Source organism: Brachybacterium sp., from assembly GCF_036379615.1.
Classification (GTDB): Bacteria; Actinomycetota; Actinomycetes; order Actinomycetales; family Dermabacteraceae; genus Brachybacterium.
Genome location: NZ_DASVGJ010000009.1, coordinates 118,674 through 142,568 on the forward strand (window position 1 = coordinate 118,674; position 23,895 = coordinate 142,568).

The following is a 23,895-nucleotide window of genomic DNA, read 5'->3' on the forward strand; positions in this document are numbered from 1 at the left end:
CCGGATACTGACTGGCCCCGCTGCGACGGATCCCGGACGATGAGCGGCATGCAGACCTGCGACGTCGTCCTCCGCCCGTGCACCGCCGAGGACCTGCCCGGCCTGGAGGCCTGGGCGCCCACGGGAAACAGCCGGACCCATGCGATGAGGTTCTCGCACCAGGTGGCGGGCGACAGCACGTACTACCTGGCCAGCTGCCGGCAGGACCCGGATACCTTCGTCGGCTCCTGCGAGATCCGCTGGACCGGGTGCGCAGCGACCGAGGTGCCGCGCTGCCCAGAGATCAACGGCCTGCAGGTGTGGCCGGAACGCCTGCAGTCCCACGGGATCGGGACGCAGATGCTCGGCCTGCTCGAGGAGGAGGCGAGAGCTCGCGGCCACCGGCATCTCGGGCTCGGTGTCGACGACTCGGGCCCGAAGCGTCTGTACCTGCGGCTCGGCTACGTCGACACGGGCCAGGACTATATCGACCGGTACACGTGGATCGACGATGCACACGAGGTGCACCACGTCGCCGACCCGGCCCGCTGGATGATGAAGCCGCTCGACGGGGACAGTCCCAGGCTCACCCGGAGTCGACCCCACCGAGCGTGACGAATCGGGGGGAATCACGCCCCGATTCCCCCCGCTTCGTCACGCTGACGGGACCGCTCTCACTCCGAGGAGGGCGAGCGCCGGCGCGTGACTACGGCACCCTCACCGTGGTGCTGCCGGGGCCCACCTCGAGGTCTGCTCCCCCGCACCGCACCCGGGCGGTGGTGTTCGCGGGGATCCGCACCTCGAGCTCGCCCTCCTCCCGGTCGAATCTCACGTGGACGTCGCCCCGGATGGTCGGCACCGTGCCCTCCATCCGGGTCAGCGGGCCGGGCTGCGGTGCGACCTCGAGTCGGGCAGCGCCGGGAGCCACCACCCGCACCCCGAGCACCCATCGGGCGATGACATTCACGGGCGCCGTGCCCCAGGCGTGGGAGTAGGTCATATTGGGTTTCAGCGAGGGATCCCAGGCCTCGGGGACGATGCTCGCGCCCAGGTCATCGAGCAGATGCAGCCAGCTCCGCTGCCCACGGGAGGTCATCAGCGCATGCGCCTCCTGGGCGCGGCCCAGCGTGAACAGCGCATCCAGCAGGAACTGCGCGCCGTACACGCTCATCCGCATGCCGCCGGCGGCCAGCGCCTCCCCGAGCGCGTCGCGGCGGGAGGCGGGGGCGAGACCCAGCGCCACGGGAATCGCGCTGGCGTGCTGGGCGGAGTGCTCGCTGCCCAGGCCGTCGCGATAGGTGCCGTCCTCCTTCACCAGGTGCTCCTCGATCCCTGCTCGCATCCGGCCGGCGAGCGCCGCATGATGTGCGGCCTCCAGGTCCCTGCCGAGGACGGTGCAGATCTTCGCGAGCGCCTCGTGCGCCGCCGTCTGGAAGGCATTGAGCACGGTGTTGACCGAGGTGAACTCGAAGTCGTCACGGCAGGTCACGGGCCAGTCCACCAGGTCGGCGTCCCAGCCGCTGGAGGGCCCGGGGTCCTTGTGCAGCAGGCCGTCGGCCCTGAGGAAGCGGTCGTAGTTCGCGCCCCGCCACAGCTCGAGGTCGGTGCGCAGCTGGGCGTCGTCGCCCGTGGCGAGGTAGTCCTCCCAGGCCACGAGCACGGGCATGAGGTGGTACTCGGCCGGCCAGGTGGGGCGGCGGGCGAGGTGCTGGTTCGAGATGCGAGCCAGCGCGAAGCTGCGCTCGCACGCGTACTGCGAGCGCTGGTTGACGTAGGCGTCGCCCTCGTACGGGCCTCGCTCCCGGGCAGGGGTGTCGAGATAGAGGTCGAGCGTGGTGGCCTCGATCGAGCGGCGGCACAGCTCGTGGACCCGGTCCAGGTCCGGACTGGACGAGGCGAACGCTCCGGTGTGGCGCGTCCCGCTGCTGAGGATCGTGGGGGTGACCTGCAGCGGCTCGACGTCGCCGGAGAGCACCCGCAGCTCGCCGTAGCGGAAGGCGCGGTAGCCCCAGTGCTCGACCTCCTGCTCGCCGCGGCGCAGTGTCCAGGTCTCCTCGTAGACGTTCCCGGTGGGCATCGAGGAGATCACCCGGCCGTCGGCGTCGCGCTGCTCGCCCAGGCGCACCTCGAGCTGCGCCCCGTCGCCGGCCCCGGCCCGCAGGCGCACTCCGCCGACGATCTCCCGGCCCAGGTCCAGCCGCCACGCTCCGGGGCCGACGGGCTCCAGCCGCACCGGGTCCCCGTCGGTCTGCCGGAGGTTCACGAGCGCCGGTGCCGGGTCCGCGGGCAGCGCCGGTGCCACGGTGGCCGCCGCCCAGTCCGTGTCGTCGAATCCCGGCGAGGTCCACCCGACGGGCTCCTCGCGCAGGTCCCAGTCCTCGGCGGGTGCGTGGTACCAGGTCCCGCCGATGCTCCGCTCTCCCGGCAGCAGGCTGTTCCCGGGCAGTGCGCGCCAGGTCCCGGGCGAGGTCGAGTGCTCGATCCGGGTGCCGTCCTCGAGGACGACGACGAGGCGGGCGGCGAACTGTCGGCCCTCCTGTGCCCAGGCGAGGGCCGCGAGGGCGTTGCGTCCCGGCCGCAGCCATGCGGCGACGTCATAGGTGTGCAGCCGCGGCCGACCGTCCTGGCTGCGCACGCTCCCGAAGCCCGTGACCTGGCCGTTCACCCAGATCTTGGCGACATGCTGCCGGGCGCCGCGGGGCCCGTCCTCACCTGGCCCACCCTCCGGGGAGAGGCCGACGGCCTCGACGAAGGCGGCGCGGAGGGGCGTCGCCGGCAGCTCGAACCCGGTGCGCAGCAGCGCCCAGTCGGTGGTGTCTCCGGCCCAGATCGGGGTCACCGGCCACCGGGCCGGGGCCGTCGTGAACGGCACCGGAAGGGACCAGTCGCCGCGCTCCGAGGTGTCGACCCGGACCCGCCACCAGTACGGGGTCGACTCCTGGAGCGGCAGGTCCTCGATGAGCACACCGGTGGAGTCCGCGGAGAGCACCGGTCCCGAGTCCCACAGCGGCGCGGTGCACGAGGGGTCCTCGGCGATCTGCAGCCGGTAGCCGCGCTGCTGCGCATCGCCCAGCGTCGGGACGATCCAGGAGCATCGCAGGGCGGAGCCGTCCACGCCCACGGCGTGATCCTGGAGGTTCAGGAGCAGACCGCTCGGGCGGGCACTGCGGGGGGTGGGGCCCATCGGACGCAGCTCCTTCGCTCGCGACGACACGAGCAGGAGGCTAGCAGCGGCGCGGGGAGACGCTGCTAGGTTCACGGTCATGATCCAGGCGAGGACGCAGCAGGAGTTCGTGATCGGCATCGATGCGGGCGGCACGCACACCCGCGTGGTCTGCGTCGCCCGGGACGGGACGCGCCTGGCAGCGGCCGTCGGCGGCGGCGGGGCCCCGCACCACAACGACGACGCGCTCGAGAACATCCGCGGCACCATCTCCCGCGCGCTGGGCTCCGGGGGACTCGATCCTGCCGGGGCCGTGGCCCTCGCGGCCGGCATCGCCGGGTTCGACCGCGACGGCTCCAACCAGGACGGCGGCGACAACGCTCGCACGGCCGCACTGGTGGACGCACCCGGCCTGGACTGCCCGAAGATCGTCGTCAACGACGCGGTCATCGCCCACCGCGGCGCGCTGTCGGGCCGGCCGGGCATCGTCGTGGTCGCCGGCACCGGGTCGATGATCCTCGCGATCGACGAGGTGGGCGACGAGACCGAGAGCGGGCAGCTCGAGCACTACGCCGGAGCCGCGAGGCACCTCGTGCACGACGTCGTCCAGCAGATCCTGATGGGTGACTGCACCTGGACGGACCCGCTGGTCACGGCAGCACTTGACCACTTCGACGTGCCGGACGTCGCAGGCCTGCACGCGGCCGTCCTCGCCCGGTCCTCGGCCCATCGCAACGACGCCAAGCGGTCCTACGGGGACTTCGCACCCCAGGTCACGGCTCTGGGTGAGAAGTCCTCCCTCGCCGGCCGCGCGTTGGACGACCTCGCCGCCCGCACCGCACGCGGGGTGCGACTGCTCGCCCCGGTCGCCGGACCTCGACCGGTGGCCGTGGCCTGCACGGGTTCGCTCGCGGACGCCTCGAGCTTCCGCGACCGGCTCGAGCGCCTGCTGGACGAGGCCGCGCCGGGCATCCTCGAGATGGTCCCCTCACGACTCGCACCCCTCGGCGGAGCGGCGATCCTCGCGCTCGAGGCGACCGGCGTCGAGGTCGACGGGACCATGATCGATCGGCTCGCAGCGCGGATCCCGTCGGCGGTTCTGACGTGATGGCAGGCCCCCGCGAGATCTCCATCGACGGCGGTACCGTGCGCCGCCCGCGCATGCCCTGGACACCGACGATCCACGACCTGCTGGACCATCTGAGCACGCAGGGCATCCCGGTGCCACGGCCGCTCAGCATCGATGATCACGTCGAGTCCGTGAGCCTCGTGCCCGGGCTCGCTGGGGACGACGCCTGGCCTGACGGCCTCTCGGCCGACGGCGCACGCTCCCTGGGTCGGCTCCTGCGTGCAGTGCACGAAGGGACGCGCACGTGGAACCCTCCTGCGGATGCCGTCTGGTCGGTCCCGAACTCATCGAGCACCACCATCTGCCACGGGGATCCGAAGCCGGCGAACGTCGCCTGGCGCAACGAGGTCGCTGTCGGGCTCTTCGACTGGGATGCCGCGCGGCCGGGCGACCCCGCCGAGGATGTCGCCTATGTGCTGCTCTGGGGCACCCCCATCGATGTCGATCCCGGCGACGAACCGCTCTCGAAGGACGAGATCACCCTCCGGCGCGCCCGAGCCCGCGCTCTCCTCGAGGGTTACGGCTGGGAAGGCCCGTTCGACGTCGTCGAGGCCGCAGTGTCGCGCCATGAACAGGCGATCGACGAGGTCGAATGGCTCGGCTCCCACGGTCACGAACCGCATGCGACCTGGGTGGCGCAGGGCTGGCCCACCTCCTGGCGCAGCCGCCTCGACGCAATGCGCGAGGCCGGCCGACGCACCTTCCCGGCGCCCCTCCCCGGCTAGGCTCGCCCGATGCTGCTGCTTTTGGACCTCGACAACACGCTGGTGGACCGCGACGGCGCCTTCGCCGCGTGGGCCCAGGAGTTCGTCGCCGCCCATCGCGGCACGGGGGACGATCTGCGCTGGCTGCTCGAGACGGACGGTCACGGCTACACGCCCCGGGCGGTCCTCGCCGACGGCCTGCTCGAGAGGCTCGAGCTGACCACGAGCCGCGACGAGCTCGTCCAGATCCTGCTGCATGGGCACGCCGGTGCCGTGAGGTGCTACGAGGGCCTGCTCGAGAAGCTCAGCGAGCTGCGCGATCACGGATGGACGCTGGTCGTCGTCACCAACGGCCTCGTGGCCCAGCAGACCCGGAAGATGCAGGTGAGCGGACTCGAGGACAGTGTGGACCGGGTGGTGATCTCAGAAGCCGTCGGCGCGAAGAAGCCTGCCCCGGAGATCTTCTCGGCCGCTCTGGACGGGTTCGGGGACGGCGCCGTGCCCTGGATGGTCGGGGACCGAGCCAGCGCGGACATCCAGGGCGGTCAGGCGGCCGGGTGCCGCACCGGATGGGTGAGCCACGGCCAGGACTGGGAGCTCGACGTGCTGCCGACGGTCCAGGCGCCCTCCACCCTCGAGGTGCTCGAGCTGATCACGGACCACTAGGGACGGAGCACTGGAGACACGGTCCCGGTTGCCCCTTGCGGGCGGCGAGCACTCGTGCTTTTATATCACTCATCGATACATCATAAGATGACATCGCGAGCGAAGGAAGGCAGCCATGGCCCGCAGATCCGGCTTCGAGAGCGGCGAGCTGGCGGACGCCGCCGTCCACGTGATGCTCGCCCTCGTGCAGCCGCGCCACGGCTACGCGGTCATGCAGTTCCTCGAGGAGGAGAGCGCCGGGGCGATCACCCTGGGGCCGGCCTCGCTCTACACCACGCTGAAGAAGCTCTCCTCGGCAGGGCTGATCCAGGAGCTCGGCGGTGAGGACTCACGCCGCGTCTACCACGTCACCGCCACGGGCCGCGAGGTCCTCATCCGCAACATCGAACGCCGCCGTCAGCTCATCTCGATGGCCGACCACCTCCTGGAGAACTCATGAGCACCACGAGCAGAATGGCCACCGGCCGCGCCTTCACCCCCGAGAAGGACCTGGCCATGTTCGCCGAGATGGCCGCCGCCGGAAAGCAGCTGAGCGGCCTGTCGAACCTCGCGCACGGCTGGCGCTTCGTCGACGCCGCTCCCGAGGACGCCGTCTTCGACCTCGCCTACGAGAGCAACCCGGCGCCCGACTACTTCGAGATCTTCGACGCCGCGGGATGGACCCTTGTGCTGTCAATGGGCGATGCCCATATCTTCAAGGCCGCCGCGGGCACCCCGCTGGTGCACTCCATGCTCGAGTCCCGGCGCGAGGAGATGGTGAGTCAGCGGAACCGGTTCGCCCGCTACAGCGTCGTCACCCTCATCGCCTTCGTGCTCATCGCTCGCGGGGTCATGATGGCGGACTGGAACAGCTGGGTCGAGATGGCAGTGCTGGTCATCGCCGCGATCCCCGTCATCTACACCGTGATCCCGACACTGGGCTACTGGAATCGGGCACGGAAGTTCTCCTGACCGAGCGGCGCGATCGGACTACGCTCGCACCGAGCGCCCGGCGGCAGATCGGGCGATGGCGAGGAGGACACCATGCCCGCAGCACTCCACCCCTATCTCAACTTCGACGGGAACGCCCGGGAGGCCTTCGAGTTCTACGGGCAGGCGCTCGGCGGGATCCCGCAGTTCGCGACCTTCGGGGAGTTCGGCGCCCTGCCGGCCGACGATCCGAACGCCGACAAGGTCATGCACGGCTCCCTCGAGGTCACCGATCTCATCCGGCTCTACGTCTCCGACGTGATCGAGGGCATGGTTCCCTACACCCCCGGCACCAATGTCACGCTCTCGCTGATGGGGGATGACGAGACCCTGCTGCGCAGCGCCTACCAGAAGCTCTCCGAGGGCGGCGAGATCGCGATGCCGCTGGAGAAGCAGATGTGGGGCGACGTGTACGGCAGCTTCACGGACCGCTTCGGCATCGTCTGGCAGGTCAACATCAGCGCTCCCGCACAGGGCTGAACGCCGCGCACGGACCGGCGGGGGCGGGAGTAGTCTGCGGCGGGGCCTCCGAGCCCTGCCGCCGTACAGCCGTGCGGCGCTCCCGACCCGAAGGACCCTCGCCATGTCTTCTCCCCGTGTCACCGTCCAGCAGGCCTGGGATGCCCTCGCCGAGGGGAACGAGCGGTTCATGGCAGGGGACCTGGATCATCCGCAGCAGAACGCCGCGCGACGCAGCGAGCTGCGGGCCTCCCAGGCGCCGAACGCCGCCTTCCTGGGCTGCTCGGACTCCCGCGTCGCGGCAGAGATCCTCTTCGACTGCGGCCTCGGCGACCTCTTCGTGGTGCGCAACATCGGCCAGATCGCGAACGAGAACACCGTCGCGACCATGGAGTTCGCGGTCGCCGAGCTCGGAGTCGCCGTGATCGTGGTGCTGGCCCACGCCTCCTGCGGCGCGGTGAAGGCCGCGATCGACCAGACCACCGCCTCCCCGAGCGAGGTCACCCCCGCGATCCGCAAGGAGCTCGAGGAGATCCAGCCGGCCGTGCAGCTGGAGTGGTTCGCCACCCAGCAGGTCAGCCCCTACGTGGATCCCGAGCAGATCGACGCGGACGCCGTGGGCCGCCGCCACCTCGGCGAGACCGTCAACGCCCTGATGCGGCAGTCGAAGGTCATCTCCGACGCGGTCGCTGCGGGGAAGCTCGGCATCGTGGGCTGCCAGTACCAGCTCGAGGAGGGTCGGGTCTCCCCGATCTCCTGGGTGGGCCGCCTCGACGTCGCTCGCTGAGCCCCTCTCGCGCGCCGTCAGCCGGTGACGCCGCGCGCGATCTCGTGCATCTCGTCGAGCCGGCTCCATTCGTCGTCGTCCGTGCCGGCGTAGACGAAGGAGATCCGTCCGGCGTAGCCGACGTCCCGCAGCACCGACAGCGCCCGGACGAGATCCTCGGCGTCCAGCACGCCCGGCGCGGATTCACGGGCCTTGACCTGCGAGCACTCCGCCATTCCGGCGACCTCGGCGATCTGCTCGTACTTGTCCGCGCCGGTCCAGTTCCCGGTGTCGATGAGGAAGCCCACCTCGCCCTCGAGCTGATCGAACAGCCGGCGCGTGGTGGCCGCGTCGACCAGCAGTGACTTCCAGTTCTCGGTGAGCACCCGGATGTCGGGGTGCTGGGCGGCGAGCTCCCGGAGACGGCGGGCGCTGAGCGCGAGGGTCTCCTCGCCCGGTGCCTGATCCCCGGCGGGCACACGCACCCGCGGCGCGCCGAGCTGCTCGGCGATCTCGATCCAGCCCGACAGCCAGCGCTGCTGCTCCTCGCCGCGATCGGGATGGGTCACGTCCCCGTCGTCCACCAGCAGGCATTCGAGGTCCACCCCGGCGGCGGCGAAGGCGGCCCGCACCTCGGCGAGGTAGGCGGCCTCGGTGCGGGGCAGGTAGAAGTGGCACAGCTGGGCGCTTGCGAACCCGTGCGCGGCGAGCTCTCCGGGCAGTTCGAGCAGGTCCAGGCCGCCGCCGGAGGTGTTCTCGGTGAGTGCGCCCGAGGGCGCCGAGCCGGGCGCCACATAGCGGCCCATGGTCCGGAACAGCGACCAGGTGTGCAGTGCCTTGGTGGGATCGAGCGAGGGGGCCATGGGGTCTCCTGGGTACGGGTGAGGCGGACTGCGAGGGCAGGGAGGACTGTGAGGACGGCACGAACGGCGAACAGCGCCCAGCCTAGACACCCCGCCCCGGCGGGCTCCTCTCAGCGCGCGGGTTCCAGCTCCTCGGCCTGCTCCTCGGGGGCGGGGCGCGGCGCGGTCGACGGGGCCAGCAGCACCGCCACCAGCACCACCGCGAGCGGTACCACTAGGGCGTGGCGCAGCCCGACGGCCTCGCCGAGGAACCCGAGCGTGGGCGGGCCGACGAGGAACGCCAGGTAGCCGATCGTCGAGGCCAGCGCGACCCGGGCGGCGGAGCCGGGCCCGGAGTCGCCGGCGGCCGAGAGCGCGAGCGGGAAGCCGAGAGAGGCACCGAGGCCCCAGAGCACCACGGCCGTCACCGCGACGGTCTGGCTGTCCACGAAGGCGATGAGGGTGAGGCCGACGGCCGCGAAGAGGGCGCTCACCATGAGCACGCGGGAGCGGCCGACGCGAGCGACGATCGGGCCGCCGGCGAAGCGGCCCACCGTCATGGAGGCGGCGAACAGGGCGAACACGAGCGAGCCCATGGTGGCGCCGAAGCCGTGCCCGTCGACCATGATCAGCGGCAGCCAGTCGTTGGCGGTGCCCTCGGCGAGCGCCATGGCCAGCACGATCCCTCCGATGAGGAGCAGGCGGGTGTCCTTCCAGATCGCGGGCCGCGGCGTCGCGGACTGCGCGGCGCGCTCCTCGGCGGTGACCCGGCCGACGCCCGCGGGGATCGAGCGCAGAGCCCACAGCAGCAGCCCCAGCCCCACCACGGAGGTGAGCACGAGATGCGGGAGCACCGGGAACCGGGCTGCATTGGCGAGGATCCCCAGGCCCGCCCCGATCACGGTGCCGAGGCTGAAGCAGCCGTGCAGCGCGGGCAGGAAGGGACGCCCGCCGAGTCGTTCGACGTCCGCCCCCTCGACGTTCATCGCGACCTCGCCGCCACCCATCCCGGCCCCGAACAGGGCCAGGCCGGCGGCGGTGAGCAGGGGCTGGCCGGTGACGGCGCCGAGCGCGATCACCGGCAGGGCGATCACCACCAGGCCGGAGCCGACCGTCACCACCGGCCGGGTGCCCAGCCTCATCACCAGCGGTCCGGAGGAGAGGATCCCGATCATCGAGCCGACGGAGAGGCCGAACAGCACCAGTCCCATCTGCGCGGTGGAGGCATCCAGCAGGTCCCTCACGGCCGGGGTGCGGGTCACCCACGCGGACATGCTCAGGCCCGGCAGCAGGAACAGGGCGTAGAGCGCCCAGCGGCGGGCGCGCAGGGAGACGGGCAGGGCGACGGGCACCGAGGCTCCTCGGAGGATGAGTGGGAGCGGTCACCGGGAGCGGTGCCGCTGTCCGCACTCTACGAGGTCAGGACCCGACGAGGACGGCACGCCTCATTCCGCGGGCCGCGCTGAGCACGGCGAGCTCCTCGGCGGCGCGCAGCGCCTCGACGCTCAGGGGCCGCTCGACGAGCTCTCCGCGCTCGAGGGCCAGCCGACGGCCCACCCCGTTCAGGCAGCCGTCGCTCAGCGGCGGGGTGCACCAGACGCCGTCGATCCGAGCGGCAAGGCTCGCGATGGTGGTCTCCACGGCACGGCCGTGCTCTCCGAGCAGCACCACATCGTCCGCGTCCGGATGGCGCTCCCGGGCGGCGGTGAAGTGCTCGCGCACGGTGGTCTTGTGGGCGCTGAGCCCGGTCGGGAAGACGGTGCGGACGGTGTCCAGGGCGAGCCGCACCGGCCCGGGCGGGGTCACGAGCGGCCGCGTGGAGGTCTCGAGGGTGCCGTCCCGCCGCAGCGCCACGCGCAGCAGCAGGTCCTCCCCCGCGGCGGCCGCGGCGGCGTCCCGGATCACCGCCTCCAGCTGGGCCCGCTCCAGGGGAATGGCGAAGTGGGCGGCGGAGGCCTGCATCCGCTCTGCGTGCGCCTCGACGTGCCGCGCGGCACGTCCCACGACGGCGAGGGTCTCCAGCAGGGCGAAGGGGGCGCGCGTCCCCGTCGGCAGCACGGCGGTCTTGACCAGCAGCTCCTCGTACTCGCCGGCCGGGGTGGAGTCCCAGGTGATGCCTCCGCCCGCGCCGTAGACCGCCGCGTCGTCCGCCCCGTCGATCACGACGGTGCGGATCGCGACGTTGAAGCTCGCCCGCGGCGCCGCGCCGGGGGCGAGCCAGCCGATCGCCCCGCAGTACGCCCCGCGCGGGGCGTCCTCGAGGTCGGCGAGCAGCGCCATGGTGGACAGCTTCGGCGCCCCGGTGATCGACCCGCACGGGAACAGCGCCTCGAGCACGTCGACCAGTCCTGCCTGCGGGCGCGTGCGGCCCCGGATCCGGGAGGTCAGCTGCCACAGCGTCGGATACTCCTCGGCCCGCAGCAGTTCGGTGACCTGCACGCTGCCCGGCTCGCACACCCGTGCCAGGTCGTTGCGCAGCAGGTCCACGATCATCACGTTCTCCGCGCGGTCCTTCTCGCTGGCCAGGAGCGCCTCCCGGGCGGTGCGGTCCGCGGCGGGGGTCCTCCCTCGGGCGGCGGTCCCTTTCATGGGAGCGGTGCGCAGGACCCCGTCCTCCCAGTCCAGGAATGATTCCGGGCTCGCGCTGACCACTCGGTGGCGGCCGAGGTCGAGGAAGGCGTGGTGCGCGCCGCGCTGGCGCTGCGCGAGCGCGCCGTAGAGTCCGAAGGCGTCCCCGGTGACGTGCGAGCGGAGCCGGGTGGTGAGGTTCGCCTGGTAGGTGTCGCCCTCCGCGATCGCAGCCCGCACCGCCTCGACCCGCACGGCATGTTCCGCCGGGGACCAGTCCGGCACCCAGGGCGCGACCTCGAAGCCCTCGCCCGTCGTCAGCGGCGACGGGTGCTCGTCGGGTGCTGCCGCGAGCCCGAACCACGCCAGCGGCAGGCCCTCCTGCGGAGCTCGCACCCGGGCCGCGGGGTCGAGCCCGGCGGCGGCCTCGTAGGCGACCATCCCGAACGCCCAGGCGCCACCGTCGACCGCGTCCTGCACCTCCGCGAGGGCGCCGCGCACCTCCTCGGGCCGGTGCGCGCTGATCACCCGCTCGGCCTGCGCGAACTGCAGGCTGCGCCCGGCGGTGACGTCGTCGAAGCGGGCAACGGGGGTGGTCATGGAGGCATCATGCCCGACCGGCGCCGCCGCGGGTCACACGGCGCTCAGCCGTGCAGGGCCACGGCGACCAGCGCGTTGAGCACGGCTCCCTGTCCGGGGGTGCTGTGGTCATGCATCGTGGGCGGCTCGAGCAGGATCGTGCCGGTGACGGCGACGAGCATCAGCGCGACCACGCCCGCCGCCATCAGGGCGAGCGCGGAGAAGGTGCGGCGCTCCTCCGCGACGAGGCTGGACATCGGCTCGTGGCTCATGACCCCACTCTAGGGACTCCCACCCTCTGCGGAGCACGCTCTGAGCGAACAGCGGGGGGTCGAGGCGCGGCCATCGAGGGACGCGCCCCGAGGTGCAGGCATCGCGATGCGGTCGCCGGGGCGCGGTCGCCGAGGATCCGGCACGCCGGACGTGAGGTCACGACAACACCTGGTCGCGGCCTCCACCTCTCCACACCCCCGGCCTACGATCGACCTCATGGCCGCGACCTCATCCTCCGCCCCCGCTTCGTCCGTCCCTGCGTCGTCCACGCCTGCTCCGCCCGCCCCGGGCCGTCTGGCCTATGTCGATGCGACGGCCGGGATCGCCGGGGACATGCTGCTGGCCGCCCTGGTCGATGCCGGCGCCGACCTCGACGGCATCCAGCGGGTGCTGGACGCACTGGTCCCGGACTCGGTGCGCTTCGTGCGCTCGGCGGTGGATCGGGGCGGTCAGCGCGCGCTGAAGATCGACGTGGAGGTGCTGGTCGAGGATCCGCCGCATCGCACCTGGTCCTCGATCCGTGCACTGCTCGAGGAGGCCCGCGGGGACGCTGCGATCCCGGAGCGCACCATCGACCTCGCGCTGTCGGTGTTCGGCCGGCTCGCGGACGCCGAGGGCGCGACCCACGGGGTCCCGGCCGACGAGGTCCACTTCCACGAGGTGGGCGCCCTGGACTCCCTGGCCGACGTGATCGGGGCCTGCGAGGCCTGGCGCCAGCTGGGGATCACCGAGGGCGTGGGCAGCGTGCTGGCCGTCGGCTCCGGGCGGATCCGCGCCGCCCACGGCGACATCCCGGTCCCGGTCCCGGCCGTCGCCCGCCTCGCCCTCGGCTGGCCGACCGTCGCCGGCGAGCTGCTGCCTCCCCGCGGCCACAGCCACGCCCACAGTCACGGGCACAGCCACGACCACGAGCACCCTGTCGAGATCCCTGACTCCGACGCCGCCCTGCCCGCCCACGCCCAGGGCGGACCGCATGCGCACGGCGGCCGTCAGGTCCCCGCGGGCGTCGCCCCCGGCATCGGCGAGCTCGCGACCCCCACCGGCGTGGCCCTGCTGCGCGGCCTCGCCGCCACGCACGGCGCCCAGCCGACGCTGGTCACCGACGCGCTCGGCGTCGGCGCGGGCACCAAGGACACCCCGGGCCGCCCCAACGTGGTCCGCGTGCTGGTGGGCGGCCCCGTCGGCCGCACCACGGGCACCACCACGGCCGCCGATGCCCACGACACCCCCACCGCCGCCGTCCAGCTCGAGGCGAACGTCGACGACCTCGACCCCCGGCTCTGGCCCGGCGTGGTCGACGAGCTGCTCGAGGGCGGTGCGCTGGATGCCTGGCTGACCCCGATCATCATGAAGCGCGGCCGACCGGCGGTGACGATCCACGCCCTGGTCCGCGAGGGGGCGGAGGAGTCGACCGCCGCCCTGCTCATGGACCGCACCGGCTCCCTCGGGGTGCGCAGGCACCGGGTGGAGAGGGTCATCCGCACGCGCGAGTTCACCGAGATCGAGGTGGAGGGGCAGCGGATCGCGGTGAAGATCGCACGCGACGCCGACGGCGTCGTGGTGCGGCGGGAGCCCGAGTTCCGGGACGTCGCCGCGGCCGCGCGGGTGCTCGGCGTCAGCGAGCGGGCCATGCTGGATCTGGCCCGCGAATCCGCCGTGGGCCTGACGGATCCGCCCTCCTGACGGATACTGGTCAGGGACCACCGTTGCTCTCCAGGAGGTTTCCGATGGCTGCCCTGACCGATGCGATGACCAAGGCGATCGATATCGCCCGCGAGGCGCCGAACGGTCGCCACGCCGAACTGCTGCTCCATGACGGCCCGCTGCGACAGACCGTCATCGCCCTCAAAGAGGGCGCGGAGCTGCCCGAGCACAACTCCCCACCGGCTGCCTCGATCCAGGTGATGCACGGCTGTCTGCGCGTCACCGGGCAGGAGCCGGTGCTGCTGCAGGCCGGGACCCTCGAGGCGCTGACGCACGTCCGCCATGCCGTGGAGGCGGTGGAGGACACCGTGTTCCTGCTGACCACCGTCACCTCCCAGCACGACACCGACAGCCACAGCACCCCCACCGGGGAGATGCCGAGCCTCAGCGCGGAGGATCAGTCCGCCGAGTACGCGGAGATGGATCACGAATCCGGCGGCGGTCGCACCAACCGCTGAGGCTCGGGCTGCGGAGTCCCGCGTCGCTGACGTCCGAGACCCCGGACCCAGCGCCCCGCATCCCGGTCCCGGTCCAGGGGCGCTGAGTCCCCGACGCTCAGGCGCTCTCGCGTCCGGACAGCGTCGCCAGGCGCAGCCAGGTGTCCACCACGGTGTCCGGGTTCAGGGACATCGAGGCGATGCCCTGCTCCAGCAGCCACTCGGCGAGGTCCGGGTGGTCGCTGGGTCCCTGACCGCAGATCCCCACGTACTTCCCCGCCGCTCGGCAGGCCTCGATCGCGCGGGAGAGCATGAACTTCACCGCCGGGTCCCGCTCGTCGAAGGCGTCGGCGACCAGGGCCGAGTCCCGGTCCAGTCCCAGGGTCAGCTGGGTCATGTCGTTCGAGCCGATGGAGAAGCCGTCGAAGTGCTCGAGGAACAGCTCCGGGGTGGCGGCGTTCGAGGGGATCTCGCACATCATGATCACCTCGAGCCCGTTCGTGCCGCGCTCGAGCCCGTGGGTGGCCAGCAGGTCGATCACGCCCTTGCCCTCCGCGGGGGTGCGCACGAAGGGGATCATGAGCTTCACGTTGGAGAGCCCCATGTCCTCGCGCACGTAGCGCAGCGCCTCGCACTCCAGCGCGAAGCAGTCCGCGAAGTCCTCCGAGAGGTAGCGGCCGGCGCCGCGGTACCCGATCATCGGGTTCTCCTCCTCCGGCTCGAACAGCGTTCCGGCCAGCAGGTTCGCGTACTCGTTGGACTTGAAGTCGCTCATCCGCACGATCACCGGTTCGGGCGCGAAGGCCGCGGCGATGGTCGCCACGCCCTCGGCGACGCGCTGGACGAAGAAGTCGCGCGGGGAGTCGTAGGCCGCGATCCTCGTGCGGACCTCCGCGGCGATCTCCGGGTGCTTCGCCTCCAGGCGCTCCAGCTCGAGCAGGGCGCGTGGATGGATGCCGATCTGGCGGTTGACGATGAACTCGAGGCGGGCCAGGCCCACCCCCGCGTGCGGCAGCCGGGAGAAGCCGAAGGCCTGCTCGGGGTTGCCCACGTTCATCATGATCTTCGTGGGCAGCTGCGGCATCGAGTCCACCTCGGAGGAGGAGACGGTGAAGTCCAGCAGGCCGTCGTAGACGTAGCCGGTGTCGCCCTCGGCGGCGGAGACGGTCACCTCCTCGCCGTCGGCCAGGGTCGAGGTCGCCGAGCCGGTCCCCACCACGGCCGGGATCCCCAGCTCACGAGCGATGATCGCGGCGTGGCAGGTGCGGCCGCCGCGGTTGGTGACGATGGCGCTCGCGCGCTTCATGATCGGCTCCCAGTCGGGATCGGTCATGTCCGCCACGAGCACCTCGCCGGGCTGGAACTCGTGCATCCGGTCGATCTGGTCGAGCACCCGTACCGCGCCGGAGCCGATCCGGGCCCCGATCGCCCGGCCCTCGGCGCGCACGGCGCCGCGCGAGCTCAGCCGGTACTTCTCGACCGTGTTCCCGGCACGGGACTGCACCGTCTCGGGACGGGCCTGCAGGATGTACAGCCCGCCGTCGGCGCCGTCGAGCCCCCACTCGATGTCCATCGGCCGCCCGTAATGCTCCTCGATGAGCAGCGCCTGACGGGCGAGGTCCTCGACCTGCTGATCGGTGAGCGAGAGTCGTCCTCGCTCGGCGGGGTCCACGTCGACGAACTCGACGGTGCGGCCGACGGTGGTCTCCTGCGTGTAGACCATCTTGGTGGCCTTCTCCCCGACCTTTCGCGTGAGGATCGCGGGGCGGCCCTCGCGCAGGCCCGGCTTGTAGACGTAGAACTCGTCGGGGTTGACCGCGCCCTGCACCACGCCCTCTCCGAGCCCGTAGGCGGAGGTGATGAAGACGGCCTGGTCGAACCCGGATTCGGTGTCGACCGTGAACATGACGCCGCTCGCGCCGAGATCGGAGCGGACCATCTTCTGCACCCCGGCGGAGAGCGCGACCGCGGCATGGTCGAAGTCGTGGTGGACGCGGTAGGCGATCGCGCGGTCGTTGTAGAGGGAGGCGAACACCTCGCGGATGGCCAGCAGCACGTCGTCGATGCCGCGCACGTTCAGGAAGGTCTCCTGCTGCCCGGCGAAGGACGCATCGGGCAGATCCTCCGCGGTCGCCGAGGAGCGCACCGCGAAGGAGGCCTCGTCACCGCTGCCGGCGGCGAGCTCCTCGTAGGCGGTGCGGATGTCCGCCTCGAGCGACTCGGGGAAGGGCTGATCGACCACCAGCTCACGGATCTCCCGACCCGCGGCGGCGAGCGCCAGGGTGTCCTCGGTGTCCAGGCCCTGCAGCCGCTGCTCGATCCGCTCCGCGAGGCCGGTCGCGCCGAGGAACTCGCGATAGGCCTCTGCCGTGGTGGCGAAGCCGTCCGGCACCTGCACGCCGAGGCGGGTCAGGTTCGAGACCATCTCGCCGAGGGAGGCGTTCTTGCCTCCCACCTGCTCGAGGTCGCTCATGCCGAGCTGGGAGAACGGGCGGATGCTCTGGGCCATGTCGTGCTCCTTCAGGGGTGGGGTGCTCAACGGGGAGCTCAGCGGGAAGACGTCCCGCGGCGGGCGAGCGATTGGAGGATCAGGGTGGACATCTCCTCGACGGACTTGTTCGAGGAGTCGACGAAGGGGATCCCGTGCACGTCGTAGACGCGACGCGCGCGGGACAGCTCCCAGCGGGTCTGTGCGAGGGAGGCATAGCGGGAGTCGGCGCGGCGCTCGCTGCGCACCGCGGAGAGCCGCTGCGGGGAGGTGAGCAGTCCGAAGCAGCGATCGGCGATGCCCGCGATCGACTGCGGCAGCACCTCGTCGGCGAGGTCCTCGTCCACCAGCGGATAGTTCGCCACGAAGATCCCGTGCATCAGCGCGAGGTACATGCTGGTCGGGGTCTTCCCGCAGCGGGACGGCGCGATGAGCACCACGTCCGCCTTCTCGATCGCGCGCACCGACTGGCCGTCGTCGTGCTCGATCGCGAACTCCACGGCCTGCATGCGGCGGTTGTAGCGGCGGGAGTCCCCCACCCCGTGGAGGCGGGCGGGGGCGTGATCGCCGGCGACCCCGAGCCGGGCCTCGAGCTGGGAGAGGTGGCTGCTGACGAAGTCGATGACCGGCGCTCTCGTCTGCCGCAGCTCCTCGCGCACGGCCTCGTCGACGACGGTGAGGAACACCAGCGGCTGGATCTCCCCGTCCATCGCGGCGTCGAGATCGGCCCTCACCTCGCGCGCCTCCTCGACGGTGCGCACGAAGGGGATCAGGCGGCGCTCGAAGGGGACCGTCGGGAACTGCAGCAGCAGCGCATTGCCCATGGTCTCGGCACTGATCCCGGTGGAGTCGGAGATGAAGAACACCGGCACCTCGGTGGCGTCGGCCCGCGGCGGCGGGATCGGAAGATCTGCGGTCACAGGTCGCCCCCTTGCTCTGGGCCCGGTGACGGAGCACCGGGGCACGTCGATGTGCTGGCCTCACCGTAACGGCGCGGCCGGGGCCGGGGAGGGATCGCCGCCGAAGGTGGCGTGGTTCACCCGTCGGCTGCGCGGATCCGGCGAGGTGCACGCTCACGTCGGCGCGATCGCGCAGAGGCGTCGGCGAGGTCAGTCCGCGGAGGGCCCGGTCGTCTCGTCCGTCGGCGTCTGCGCAGGTCCCGCCGGCCAGCGCTGGCCCAGCTCATCCCGAAGCTCCCGATCCCGGGCATCGAGCACGCTGGAGACCACGATCCCGAGCGCCATCACGACCAGCGCGGCGAGCGCGATCACGGGGCCGAGCTCCCCGGCGGCCCGCAGCTCCGGGCCGGCCGCCGCGTAGGAATCCCAGTCCGGCAGATCCGCCACCGCATCCACGAACCACAGAGCCATGCCGAGCGTGGCCCCGGCCCCGGCGGAGGCGAAGAGCACCTTCAGGATCGGCAGCGAGGTGGGGGTCATCGCCCGGCCGAGCAGGGCATACGGCGGGGGGACCGCTGCAGGGTCGGCGAGCGCCCGACGCAGCACCCGATGCTCGATCCGTCGCACGATGATCGTGCAGACCACGCACCCGGCGCCCGCGAGCAGGGCCGCACCACCGGCGATGCCCATCCCGAGGGAGAGCAGGTCCACCAGCTGCTCGCCCTCCGGGCCGAGCTCCGCCCGGTCCCCCAGCTGCCTGCCGGCGTCGGTGGTGGCGTCCGGATAGGCCACAGCGACCACCAGGTGGAAGAGCACCACCCAGGCCGCGCCCCCGAGCGAGACCCCGGACAGCAGCACCCGGCTGAGCGCCCGCACACCGCTCCCGGGCAGCGACGCACGGGCAGGTGACTGTCCGTCGACCCCCGCCTCGCCCCGCGCCTCGATGATCTCCTGCGGCGTCATCGCCCGGCCCGCGGCGATGATGCGGTGGGGCTCGGTCCACCACTGCGGCAGCGGAGCGAAATGCCGCGACTGCCAGCGACCGAACACCCGATCGGTCAGGGGCATCCCACCCCAGATCAGGGCGAGGAGCAGGGCGCCTCCGCCCAGGACCCCCGCCCACCCCCGGTCGAACCCGCTCGTGAGCGCGACGAAGAACGCGATGACGTAGAACAGGCCCAGGAGCGCGAGCAGCACGACGGCGACGATCTTGTACACCTGGGCGCTGCTCGACCGCGCCGACTCCCACTGCCCCGGGATCGGCACCCACGTCGCCGGGGTGCCTCGACGCTTCGCCGCCGCCAGGGCACGGGCCATCAGCGGCCCGTCGAGGGCATGGACCACTCCGAACGCGAGCAGGCCGAGCCCTCCCAGCACCAGATCGCCGACGAGGGTGGCCCGCCCGACCAGGTCGATGGTGGTCCCCGCGGAGGTCTCGGCGAGCACCTCCTCAGCGAGGAGCCCTCCGAGGAGGACGACGGCGAACAGCACCACCTGGCCGATCACGCCGAAGAGCACGGCGTCCCGGGTGGCCCGCGCGAGCGTCGCCGCACGCCCGATCGGGAGCACGCGCCAGCGGGAGTCTGCGATGGAGCTCATCGCCCCATCCTGCCCCGTCGGCGACTGCCCCGCGCCCCGCCCTCAGGCGGCGACGCGGGAGTCGTCGCGGATCTGGCCCACCAGCTCCTCGAGCATGTCCTCGAGGGTGACGATGCCGATCACGGCCCCGGTCTCGTCGGTCGCGGCCCCGAGGTGCGCTCCACTGGCCTGCATCTCGGCGAGGGCGTCGCGCAGCGGCTGCTCGGCGCCGACCCGGGGCAGGGTGCGGATCCGCGCGGCCGGGATCGGCTGGTCGCGGTGCTCCTGCACCGAGTCCAGCAGGTCCTTGATGTGGACGTAGCCGGTCAGGCCGCCGTCTGCCGCCCGCACCGGGAAGCGGGAGTAGCCCTCGACCGCGGCGGCCTCCGCCTCGGCGGCGGTGACCCCCTCTGCGAGGGAGGAGACCTCCTCCAGCGGGATCACCAGGTTCGCGACGCTGCGGGCCTCGAAGCGCAGCGCCCCCAGCAGGAGCGCCTCGTCGTTGTCCTCGAGCAGTCCGCCCTCGCGGGACTCGCTCACCATCGCCGCCACCTCGTTGCGGGTGAACACGCTGGTGACCTCATCCTTGGGCGTGATGCCGATCATCCTCAGCACCAGGTTGCCGATCGAGTTCAGCAGCCACAGCACCGGCCGGACGACCGTCACGATCCCCATCAGCACGGGGCTGAGGATCAGCGCCATGCGCTCCGGGCCCGCGAGCGCGATGTTCTTGGGCACCATCTCGCCGAAGACGACGTGCAGGTAGGTGACCAGGGACAGCGCGATCACGAACGCGATCGGGTGGGTGAAGGCGCCCGGCACGCCGAGAGCCTCGAGAGGCACCTCGAGCAGGTGCGCGATCGCCGGCTCGCTGATGGCGCCCAGGGCGAGGGAGCACACGGTGATGCCCATCTGCGCGCCGGCCATCATCAGCGAGACCTGCTCCATCGCGGAGATCGTGACCTTCGCCGCCCACTTCCCCTCCAGGGCCTTCGGCTCGATGATCGAGCGTCGGGCGGAGATCAGCGCGAACTCTGCGCCCACGAAGAAGGCGTTGAGGATCAGCAGCATGAGGGTGAGGGCGAGTCCGGTGGTGGTGCTCATCGCTCTCCCTCCTCGGCGGCATCCTCATCGGGCTGCGCCTGGACCTTCACGTGGACGGTCTCGATGCGCATGCCGTCCACGTCGGTGACCTCGATCCGCAGTCGGGCCGGCTCCTCGCCGGGGACCGGATCGGTGTCGACGAGGACCTCGTCGCCGATCTCGGCGAGCCGGCCCAGCTCCATCGTCACCAGGCCGCCGAGGGTGTCGTAGTCCTCGTGCTCGGGGACGGTGACGCCGAGCCGCTCGGTGGCCTCGTCGGGCCGCATCCGGGCGTCGAGGTCCCAGGAGCCGTCGGCCTCGGGGGTGTCGTCCCTCTCCTCGTCGTGCTCGTCGCGCACCTCGCCGACGATCTCCTCGACCAGGTCCTCGAGCGTGATCAGTCCGGCGTGGTCGCCGAACTCGTCGACCACGACGGCCATCTGCAGTCCGCCGGAGCGCAGGGTGTCCATCAGATCGTCGAGCGGGACGGTGTCCGGCACGAAGGTGGCGGTGCCCATCACGGCATCGACCCGGGTGGTGGGTCGTTCGGCGAAGGGGACGGCGAGCCCGTGGCGGATGTGCGCGACCCCGGCGATCTCGTTCTCATCGTCCAGCACCGGGAAGCGGGAGTGGCCGGTGGTGCGGGCCAGCTCCAGCAGGTCGGCCACGGATTCGTCGACCTCGAGGGAGTCCATGCGTCCCCGCGGGACCATCGCGTCGTGCGCGCGGCGGTCGCCGAAGGCGAGGGTGCGCTGGACGAGTGAGGCGGTCTCCTCGGCGAGCGCGCCCTCGTCGGCTGAGCGCTTGACCAGCACGGAGAGCTCGTCGGCGCTGCGGGCGGAGCTGAGCTCCTCCTGCGGCTCGACACCGAGAGCGCGGACCACGGCGTTGGCGTTGCCGTTGAACAGGCGGATCGGCAGGCCGAAGACCTTCGTGAACAGGCGCTGGAAGCCGACGACGAGCTTGGCGGTGCGCAGCGGCTCCGCGATCGCCATGTTCTTGGGCACCAGCTCGCCGAAGATCATCGTCATGCCCGTGGCGAGCACCAGGGCGATGGTCACGGAGACGGAGCGGGCGGCGACCTCGCCGAGGCCGGCATCGACCAGGCCGGGGCCGATGAGCGCGGCGATCGCGGGCTCCGCGAGGAAGCCGATGCCCAGGTTGGTGACGGTGATCCCCAGCTGCGCCCCGGAGAGCTGTGTGGAGAGGGTCTTCATCCCTCGCAGCACCCCGCCGGCGCGCTTGTCGCCGGAGGCGGCGGCCGCCTCCACCTCGTTGCGGTTGGCGGTGATCAGGGAGAACTCGGCGGCGACGAAGCCACCGCAGGCGGCGATCAGCACGAGGCCGACCGCCAAGGATATGAGGGGACCGATCAGGTCCATGGACGGATCCCCCCACGGAAGGTGAATGTGCTCGGGCCCGAAGGCCCGGGACTGTCACTGGGGGCGTCGCTGGCGGCGCTCATGGTCTCCTGGTGCTCCTCATACGCCGCCGACAGTCGGCGGGGATGACGGAATGCTACAACCCGTTCCCTGGGTGTGGGGCCGGATGTGGAGCACAACTCAGCGCGGGGTCTCAGCGCCGGGTCTCAGCGCTCGTCGGCCCGGAGCTCGTCGGCCCGCCGCTGGAGGAAGGCGGCGAGCGCACGCAGCTCGATCTCGTCGACCGCATGCCCGAGCTGGGGCCGGCGCTCCTCCTCGAGCCGGGTGTGCTCCCCCATCCAGTCCCGCACGATCCGCTCGTGCTCACCGCCGAACAGGGGGTCGAGGCCTCCGTGCCCCCACAGCGCAGGCGGCCGCACCGCGGCGAGCGCGAGGTCACCCGGCAGCGGGGCAGGGAACGGGCGCCCGGAGAGGTTCACGACGAAGTCGAGGGCGCGGGCGTCGCGGCGCAGCAGGTGCAGGGCCAGCAGCCCGCCCTGCGAGAAGCCGATCGCCCCCACCACGCGGCGGCTCTGCCCCGCGATCCAGCCCTCGACAGCCTCGGCGGCGGGGGTGATCGCCTCGGGACGCTGCGGGTCCACCGGCATCTCGAACCAGGCGTAGCCCGGGCCGTAGCGGAAGATCGCGCGCAGGGAGACGTAGTCGAAGTCCTCGGGCAGGAAGCCGGCCAGGCCTGCGAGATCGCCCTCGTGGCTGCCCAGTCCGTGCAGCAGCAGGACGACGGGGCGCTCCTGGTCCGTCGAGCGGATCGCGGCCGCCTCGTCGATGCGCGGGGAGATCAGCTCGAACGTCGGGTCCTGCGGGGTGCTCGTCATGCTCGAAGCGTACCCGGGCAGGGAAGAACCCCCAGGTCGCGCGGTGCGCTGGTCGGAAGGACGAGATCCGACCCCCTGGGGGTCCCGGCAGCTCGGTGGTATTCGCTGCGCGTCCGGATGAACGGTCGCCTCAGCGGCGAGCCACCTCACACGTCCGATAAGAAATCACTTCTCGGATCACCTCCCTTCCTGTGTCCGACCACCGTAGGCCGGGCGCCGCGGGAGGGCAACGGATTAATGGCACCCTGAGAGGATCCGTCCCCGAGCTCGACGAGGAGCCCCGCATGCAGACCGTCCTGACCGATTCCCTGGAGAAGGTGCTGGGCGAGGCCGCCCCGCGTCCCGCCGAGCTGCACGACGGTGCGCACGTGTCAGGCTTCCTCGGCGAGGTGCTCTCCGTGCAGGTCGCGCTGCGCACCGACGAGCCCGAGGTGCGCGTCGGCCTCTCCGGCGGCCTCGCCGATCGCGCCCGGCTGCAGGTGGTGCGGCGCGTGCCGGTCTCCTCCCCCGCCCCGGAGGATCCCGATGCGCACTACCTGGTCACCGAGCCGGGCGAGTACCCCGACCTGCTCGAGCCGGTCACGGACGGGCTCGTGCACCTGACCCCCGGCCGGTGGGAGGCGCTGTGGATCGACGTGGTCGGCACGACGGAGGCCGACCCCGGCGATCACGAGCTCACCCTCTCCCTCACCAGCCCGGACAGCGCCGAGATCCTCGGCGAGCAGACCGTGCGCCTGCGCCTCCACCCGCACCGCCTGCCGCCGCTGAGCATCACCAACACCCACTGGTTCCACGCCGACAGCCTCTCGACCTATTACGACGTGGAGGTCTTCTCCGAGCGGCACTGGGAGCTCATCGAGGCGTTCCTCGCCTCCGCCCGGGAGATGGACGTGACCAGCGTGCTGACCCCCACCTGGACTCCGCCGCTGGACACCGCCGAGGGGCACACCCGCCCGTTCGTCCAGCTCATCGGCATCCGTGAGACGGACGGCGAGTACTCCTTCGACCTCTCCCGCCTGGACCGCTGGCTGGGGATCTGCCGAGAGCTCGGCTTCACCGGCCTCGAGATCGCGCACCTGTTCACCCAGTGGGGTGCCGCGCACACTCCCGCGATCCAGGTGGAGACCGCCGACCGTCTCGCACAACGCTTCGGCTGGCACGTGGCCGCGACCGATCCGGCCTACCGCCGCCTGCTCGAGTCGCTGATCCCGGCACTGCGCGAGCACCTCGACCGCGCCTGGGACGGGGCCGTGCTCTGGCACATCTCCGATGAACCCCACGAGAACCATATCGAGGCCTACCGCGCAGCCAAGGCGCAGGTCGAGGATCTGCTCAAGGGCGCGCAGCTGGTC

At 72.0% G+C, this 23,895-nt stretch carries 22 protein-coding genes; 11 read left to right on the forward strand and 11 right to left on the reverse strand.

The window, feature by feature from the left end; genetic code table 11:
• The first annotated feature begins 39 nt into the window (after positions 1 to 39).
• Positions 40 to 594, forward strand: a complete 555-nt coding sequence (locus VF289_RS02540) for a GNAT family N-acetyltransferase (protein ID WP_330880768.1) — start codon at positions 40 to 42, stop codon at positions 592 to 594.
• 91 nt (positions 595 to 685) lie between these two features.
• On the opposite strand, the gene VF289_RS02545 is transcribed toward VF289_RS02540, so the two are convergent.
• Positions 686 to 3,163, reverse strand: coding sequence for a family 78 glycoside hydrolase catalytic domain (locus tag VF289_RS02545; RefSeq protein WP_330880770.1), 2,478 nt, complete (start codon positions 3,161 to 3,163; stop codon positions 686 to 688).
• 79 nt (positions 3,164 to 3,242) lie between these two features.
• Here VF289_RS02545 and VF289_RS02550 point away from each other — a divergent pair, with 79 nt between their 5' ends.
• From VF289_RS02550 to VF289_RS02580, 7 genes are all read left to right on the forward strand, one after another.
• Positions 3,243 to 4,250 carry a BadF/BadG/BcrA/BcrD ATPase family protein gene (locus VF289_RS02550; protein ID WP_330880772.1) on the forward strand — a complete coding sequence of 336 codons (1,008 nt, stop codon included), beginning with the start codon at positions 3,243 to 3,245 and terminating at the stop codon, positions 4,248 to 4,250.
• A complete protein-coding gene (locus VF289_RS02555) occupies positions 4,250 to 4,996 on the forward strand; it encodes an aminoglycoside phosphotransferase family protein (RefSeq protein ID WP_330880774.1) in 747 nt (248 codons plus the stop codon). The genes VF289_RS02550 and VF289_RS02555 overlap by 1 nt, the downstream gene beginning before the upstream one ends.
• 9 nt (positions 4,997 to 5,005) lie before the next feature.
• A complete protein-coding gene (locus VF289_RS02560; RefSeq protein WP_330880776.1) occupies positions 5,006 to 5,641 on the forward strand; it encodes an HAD family hydrolase in 636 nt (211 codons plus the stop codon).
• 115 nt (positions 5,642 to 5,756) lie between these two features.
• Positions 5,757 to 6,080 (forward strand): PadR family transcriptional regulator, encoded by a 324-nt coding sequence (locus VF289_RS02565; RefSeq protein ID WP_330880778.1) that lies wholly within the window; start codon positions 5,757 to 5,759, stop codon positions 6,078 to 6,080.
• Entirely contained in the window at positions 6,077 to 6,592 is a 516-nt protein-coding gene (locus VF289_RS02570) for a DUF2812 domain-containing protein (RefSeq protein WP_330880780.1), read from the forward strand. Before VF289_RS02565 ends, VF289_RS02570 begins: the two co-directional genes overlap by 4 nt.
• A 72-nt stretch (positions 6,593 to 6,664) precedes the next feature.
• Positions 6,665 to 7,090 carry a VOC family protein gene (locus VF289_RS02575; protein WP_330880782.1) on the forward strand — a complete coding sequence of 142 codons (426 nt, stop codon included), beginning with the start codon at positions 6,665 to 6,667 and terminating at the stop codon, positions 7,088 to 7,090.
• Positions 7,091 to 7,193: 103 nt separating this feature from the next.
• Positions 7,194 to 7,856: a carbonic anhydrase gene (locus tag VF289_RS02580; protein WP_330880784.1), complete on the forward strand. Its 663-nt coding sequence runs from the start codon at positions 7,194 to 7,196 to the stop codon at positions 7,854 to 7,856.
• A 17-nt stretch (positions 7,857 to 7,873) separates the two neighbouring features.
• Here VF289_RS02580 and VF289_RS02585 read toward each other — a convergent pair whose 3' ends face one another.
• From VF289_RS02585 to VF289_RS02600, 4 genes are all read right to left on the reverse strand, one after another.
• Complete coding sequence (locus tag VF289_RS02585; RefSeq protein ID WP_330880786.1) at positions 7,874 to 8,698, reverse strand: sugar phosphate isomerase/epimerase family protein; 825 nt, start codon at positions 8,696 to 8,698, stop codon at positions 7,874 to 7,876.
• Between the two features lie 110 nt (positions 8,699 to 8,808).
• Positions 8,809 to 10,029, reverse strand: coding sequence for an MFS transporter (locus VF289_RS02590; protein ID WP_330880788.1), 1,221 nt, complete (start codon positions 10,027 to 10,029; stop codon positions 8,809 to 8,811).
• Between the two features lie 67 nt (positions 10,030 to 10,096).
• Complete coding sequence (gene pabB / locus VF289_RS02595) at positions 10,097 to 11,845, reverse strand: aminodeoxychorismate synthase component I (protein ID WP_330880790.1); 1,749 nt, start codon at positions 11,843 to 11,845, stop codon at positions 10,097 to 10,099.
• A 44-nt stretch (positions 11,846 to 11,889) separates the two neighbouring features.
• The gene (locus tag VF289_RS02600; protein WP_330880792.1) at positions 11,890 to 12,096 is read right to left on the reverse strand and encodes a hypothetical protein; all 207 of its coding nucleotides are present in this window, start codon (positions 12,094 to 12,096) and stop codon (positions 11,890 to 11,892) included.
• 217 nt (positions 12,097 to 12,313) lie between these two features.
• On the opposite strand from VF289_RS02600, the gene VF289_RS02605 reads away from it, so the two are divergent.
• Both VF289_RS02605 and VF289_RS02610 read left to right on the forward strand, forming a co-directional pair.
• Positions 12,314 to 13,780, forward strand: a complete 1,467-nt coding sequence (locus VF289_RS02605; RefSeq protein WP_330880794.1) for a LarC family nickel insertion protein — start codon at positions 12,314 to 12,316, stop codon at positions 13,778 to 13,780.
• Positions 13,781 to 13,824: 44 nt separating this feature from the next.
• On the forward strand, positions 13,825 to 14,259 hold the full coding sequence (locus VF289_RS02610) for a hypothetical protein (protein WP_330880796.1): 435 nt from the start codon (positions 13,825 to 13,827) through the stop codon (positions 14,257 to 14,259).
• Positions 14,260 to 14,356: 97 nt separating this feature from the next.
• Here the strand turns inward: VF289_RS02610 and ppsA are convergent, their stop codons facing one another.
• The 6 genes from ppsA to VF289_RS02640 form a co-directional block, all read right to left on the reverse strand.
• Positions 14,357 to 16,747: a phosphoenolpyruvate synthase gene (gene ppsA / locus VF289_RS02615; RefSeq protein WP_330880798.1), complete on the reverse strand. Its 2,391-nt coding sequence runs from the start codon at positions 16,745 to 16,747 to the stop codon at positions 14,357 to 14,359.
• Positions 16,748 to 16,785: 38 nt separating this feature from the next.
• The gene (locus tag VF289_RS02620; protein ID WP_330880800.1) at positions 16,786 to 17,646 is read right to left on the reverse strand and encodes a pyruvate, water dikinase regulatory protein; all 861 of its coding nucleotides are present in this window, start codon (positions 17,644 to 17,646) and stop codon (positions 16,786 to 16,788) included.
• 189 nt (positions 17,647 to 17,835) lie between these two features.
• Positions 17,836 to 19,224 (reverse strand): hypothetical protein, encoded by a 1,389-nt coding sequence (locus tag VF289_RS02625; protein WP_330880802.1) that lies wholly within the window; start codon positions 19,222 to 19,224, stop codon positions 17,836 to 17,838.
• A 42-nt stretch (positions 19,225 to 19,266) separates the two neighbouring features.
• The gene (locus tag VF289_RS02630) at positions 19,267 to 20,307 is read right to left on the reverse strand and encodes a hemolysin family protein (RefSeq protein ID WP_330880804.1); all 1,041 of its coding nucleotides are present in this window, start codon (positions 20,305 to 20,307) and stop codon (positions 19,267 to 19,269) included.
• Positions 20,304 to 21,668 (reverse strand): hemolysin family protein, encoded by a 1,365-nt coding sequence (locus tag VF289_RS02635; protein WP_330880806.1) that lies wholly within the window; start codon positions 21,666 to 21,668, stop codon positions 20,304 to 20,306. Before VF289_RS02635 ends, VF289_RS02630 begins: the two co-directional genes overlap by 4 nt.
• A 206-nt stretch (positions 21,669 to 21,874) precedes the next feature.
• Positions 21,875 to 22,543, reverse strand: coding sequence for an esterase (locus VF289_RS02640; protein WP_330880808.1), 669 nt, complete (start codon positions 22,541 to 22,543; stop codon positions 21,875 to 21,877).
• 284 nt (positions 22,544 to 22,827) lie between these two features.
• Here VF289_RS02640 and VF289_RS02645 point away from each other — a divergent pair.
• A partial coding sequence (locus VF289_RS02645) for a glycoside hydrolase domain-containing protein (RefSeq protein ID WP_330880810.1) occupies positions 22,828 to 23,895 on the forward strand: 1,068 nt, incomplete at its 3' end.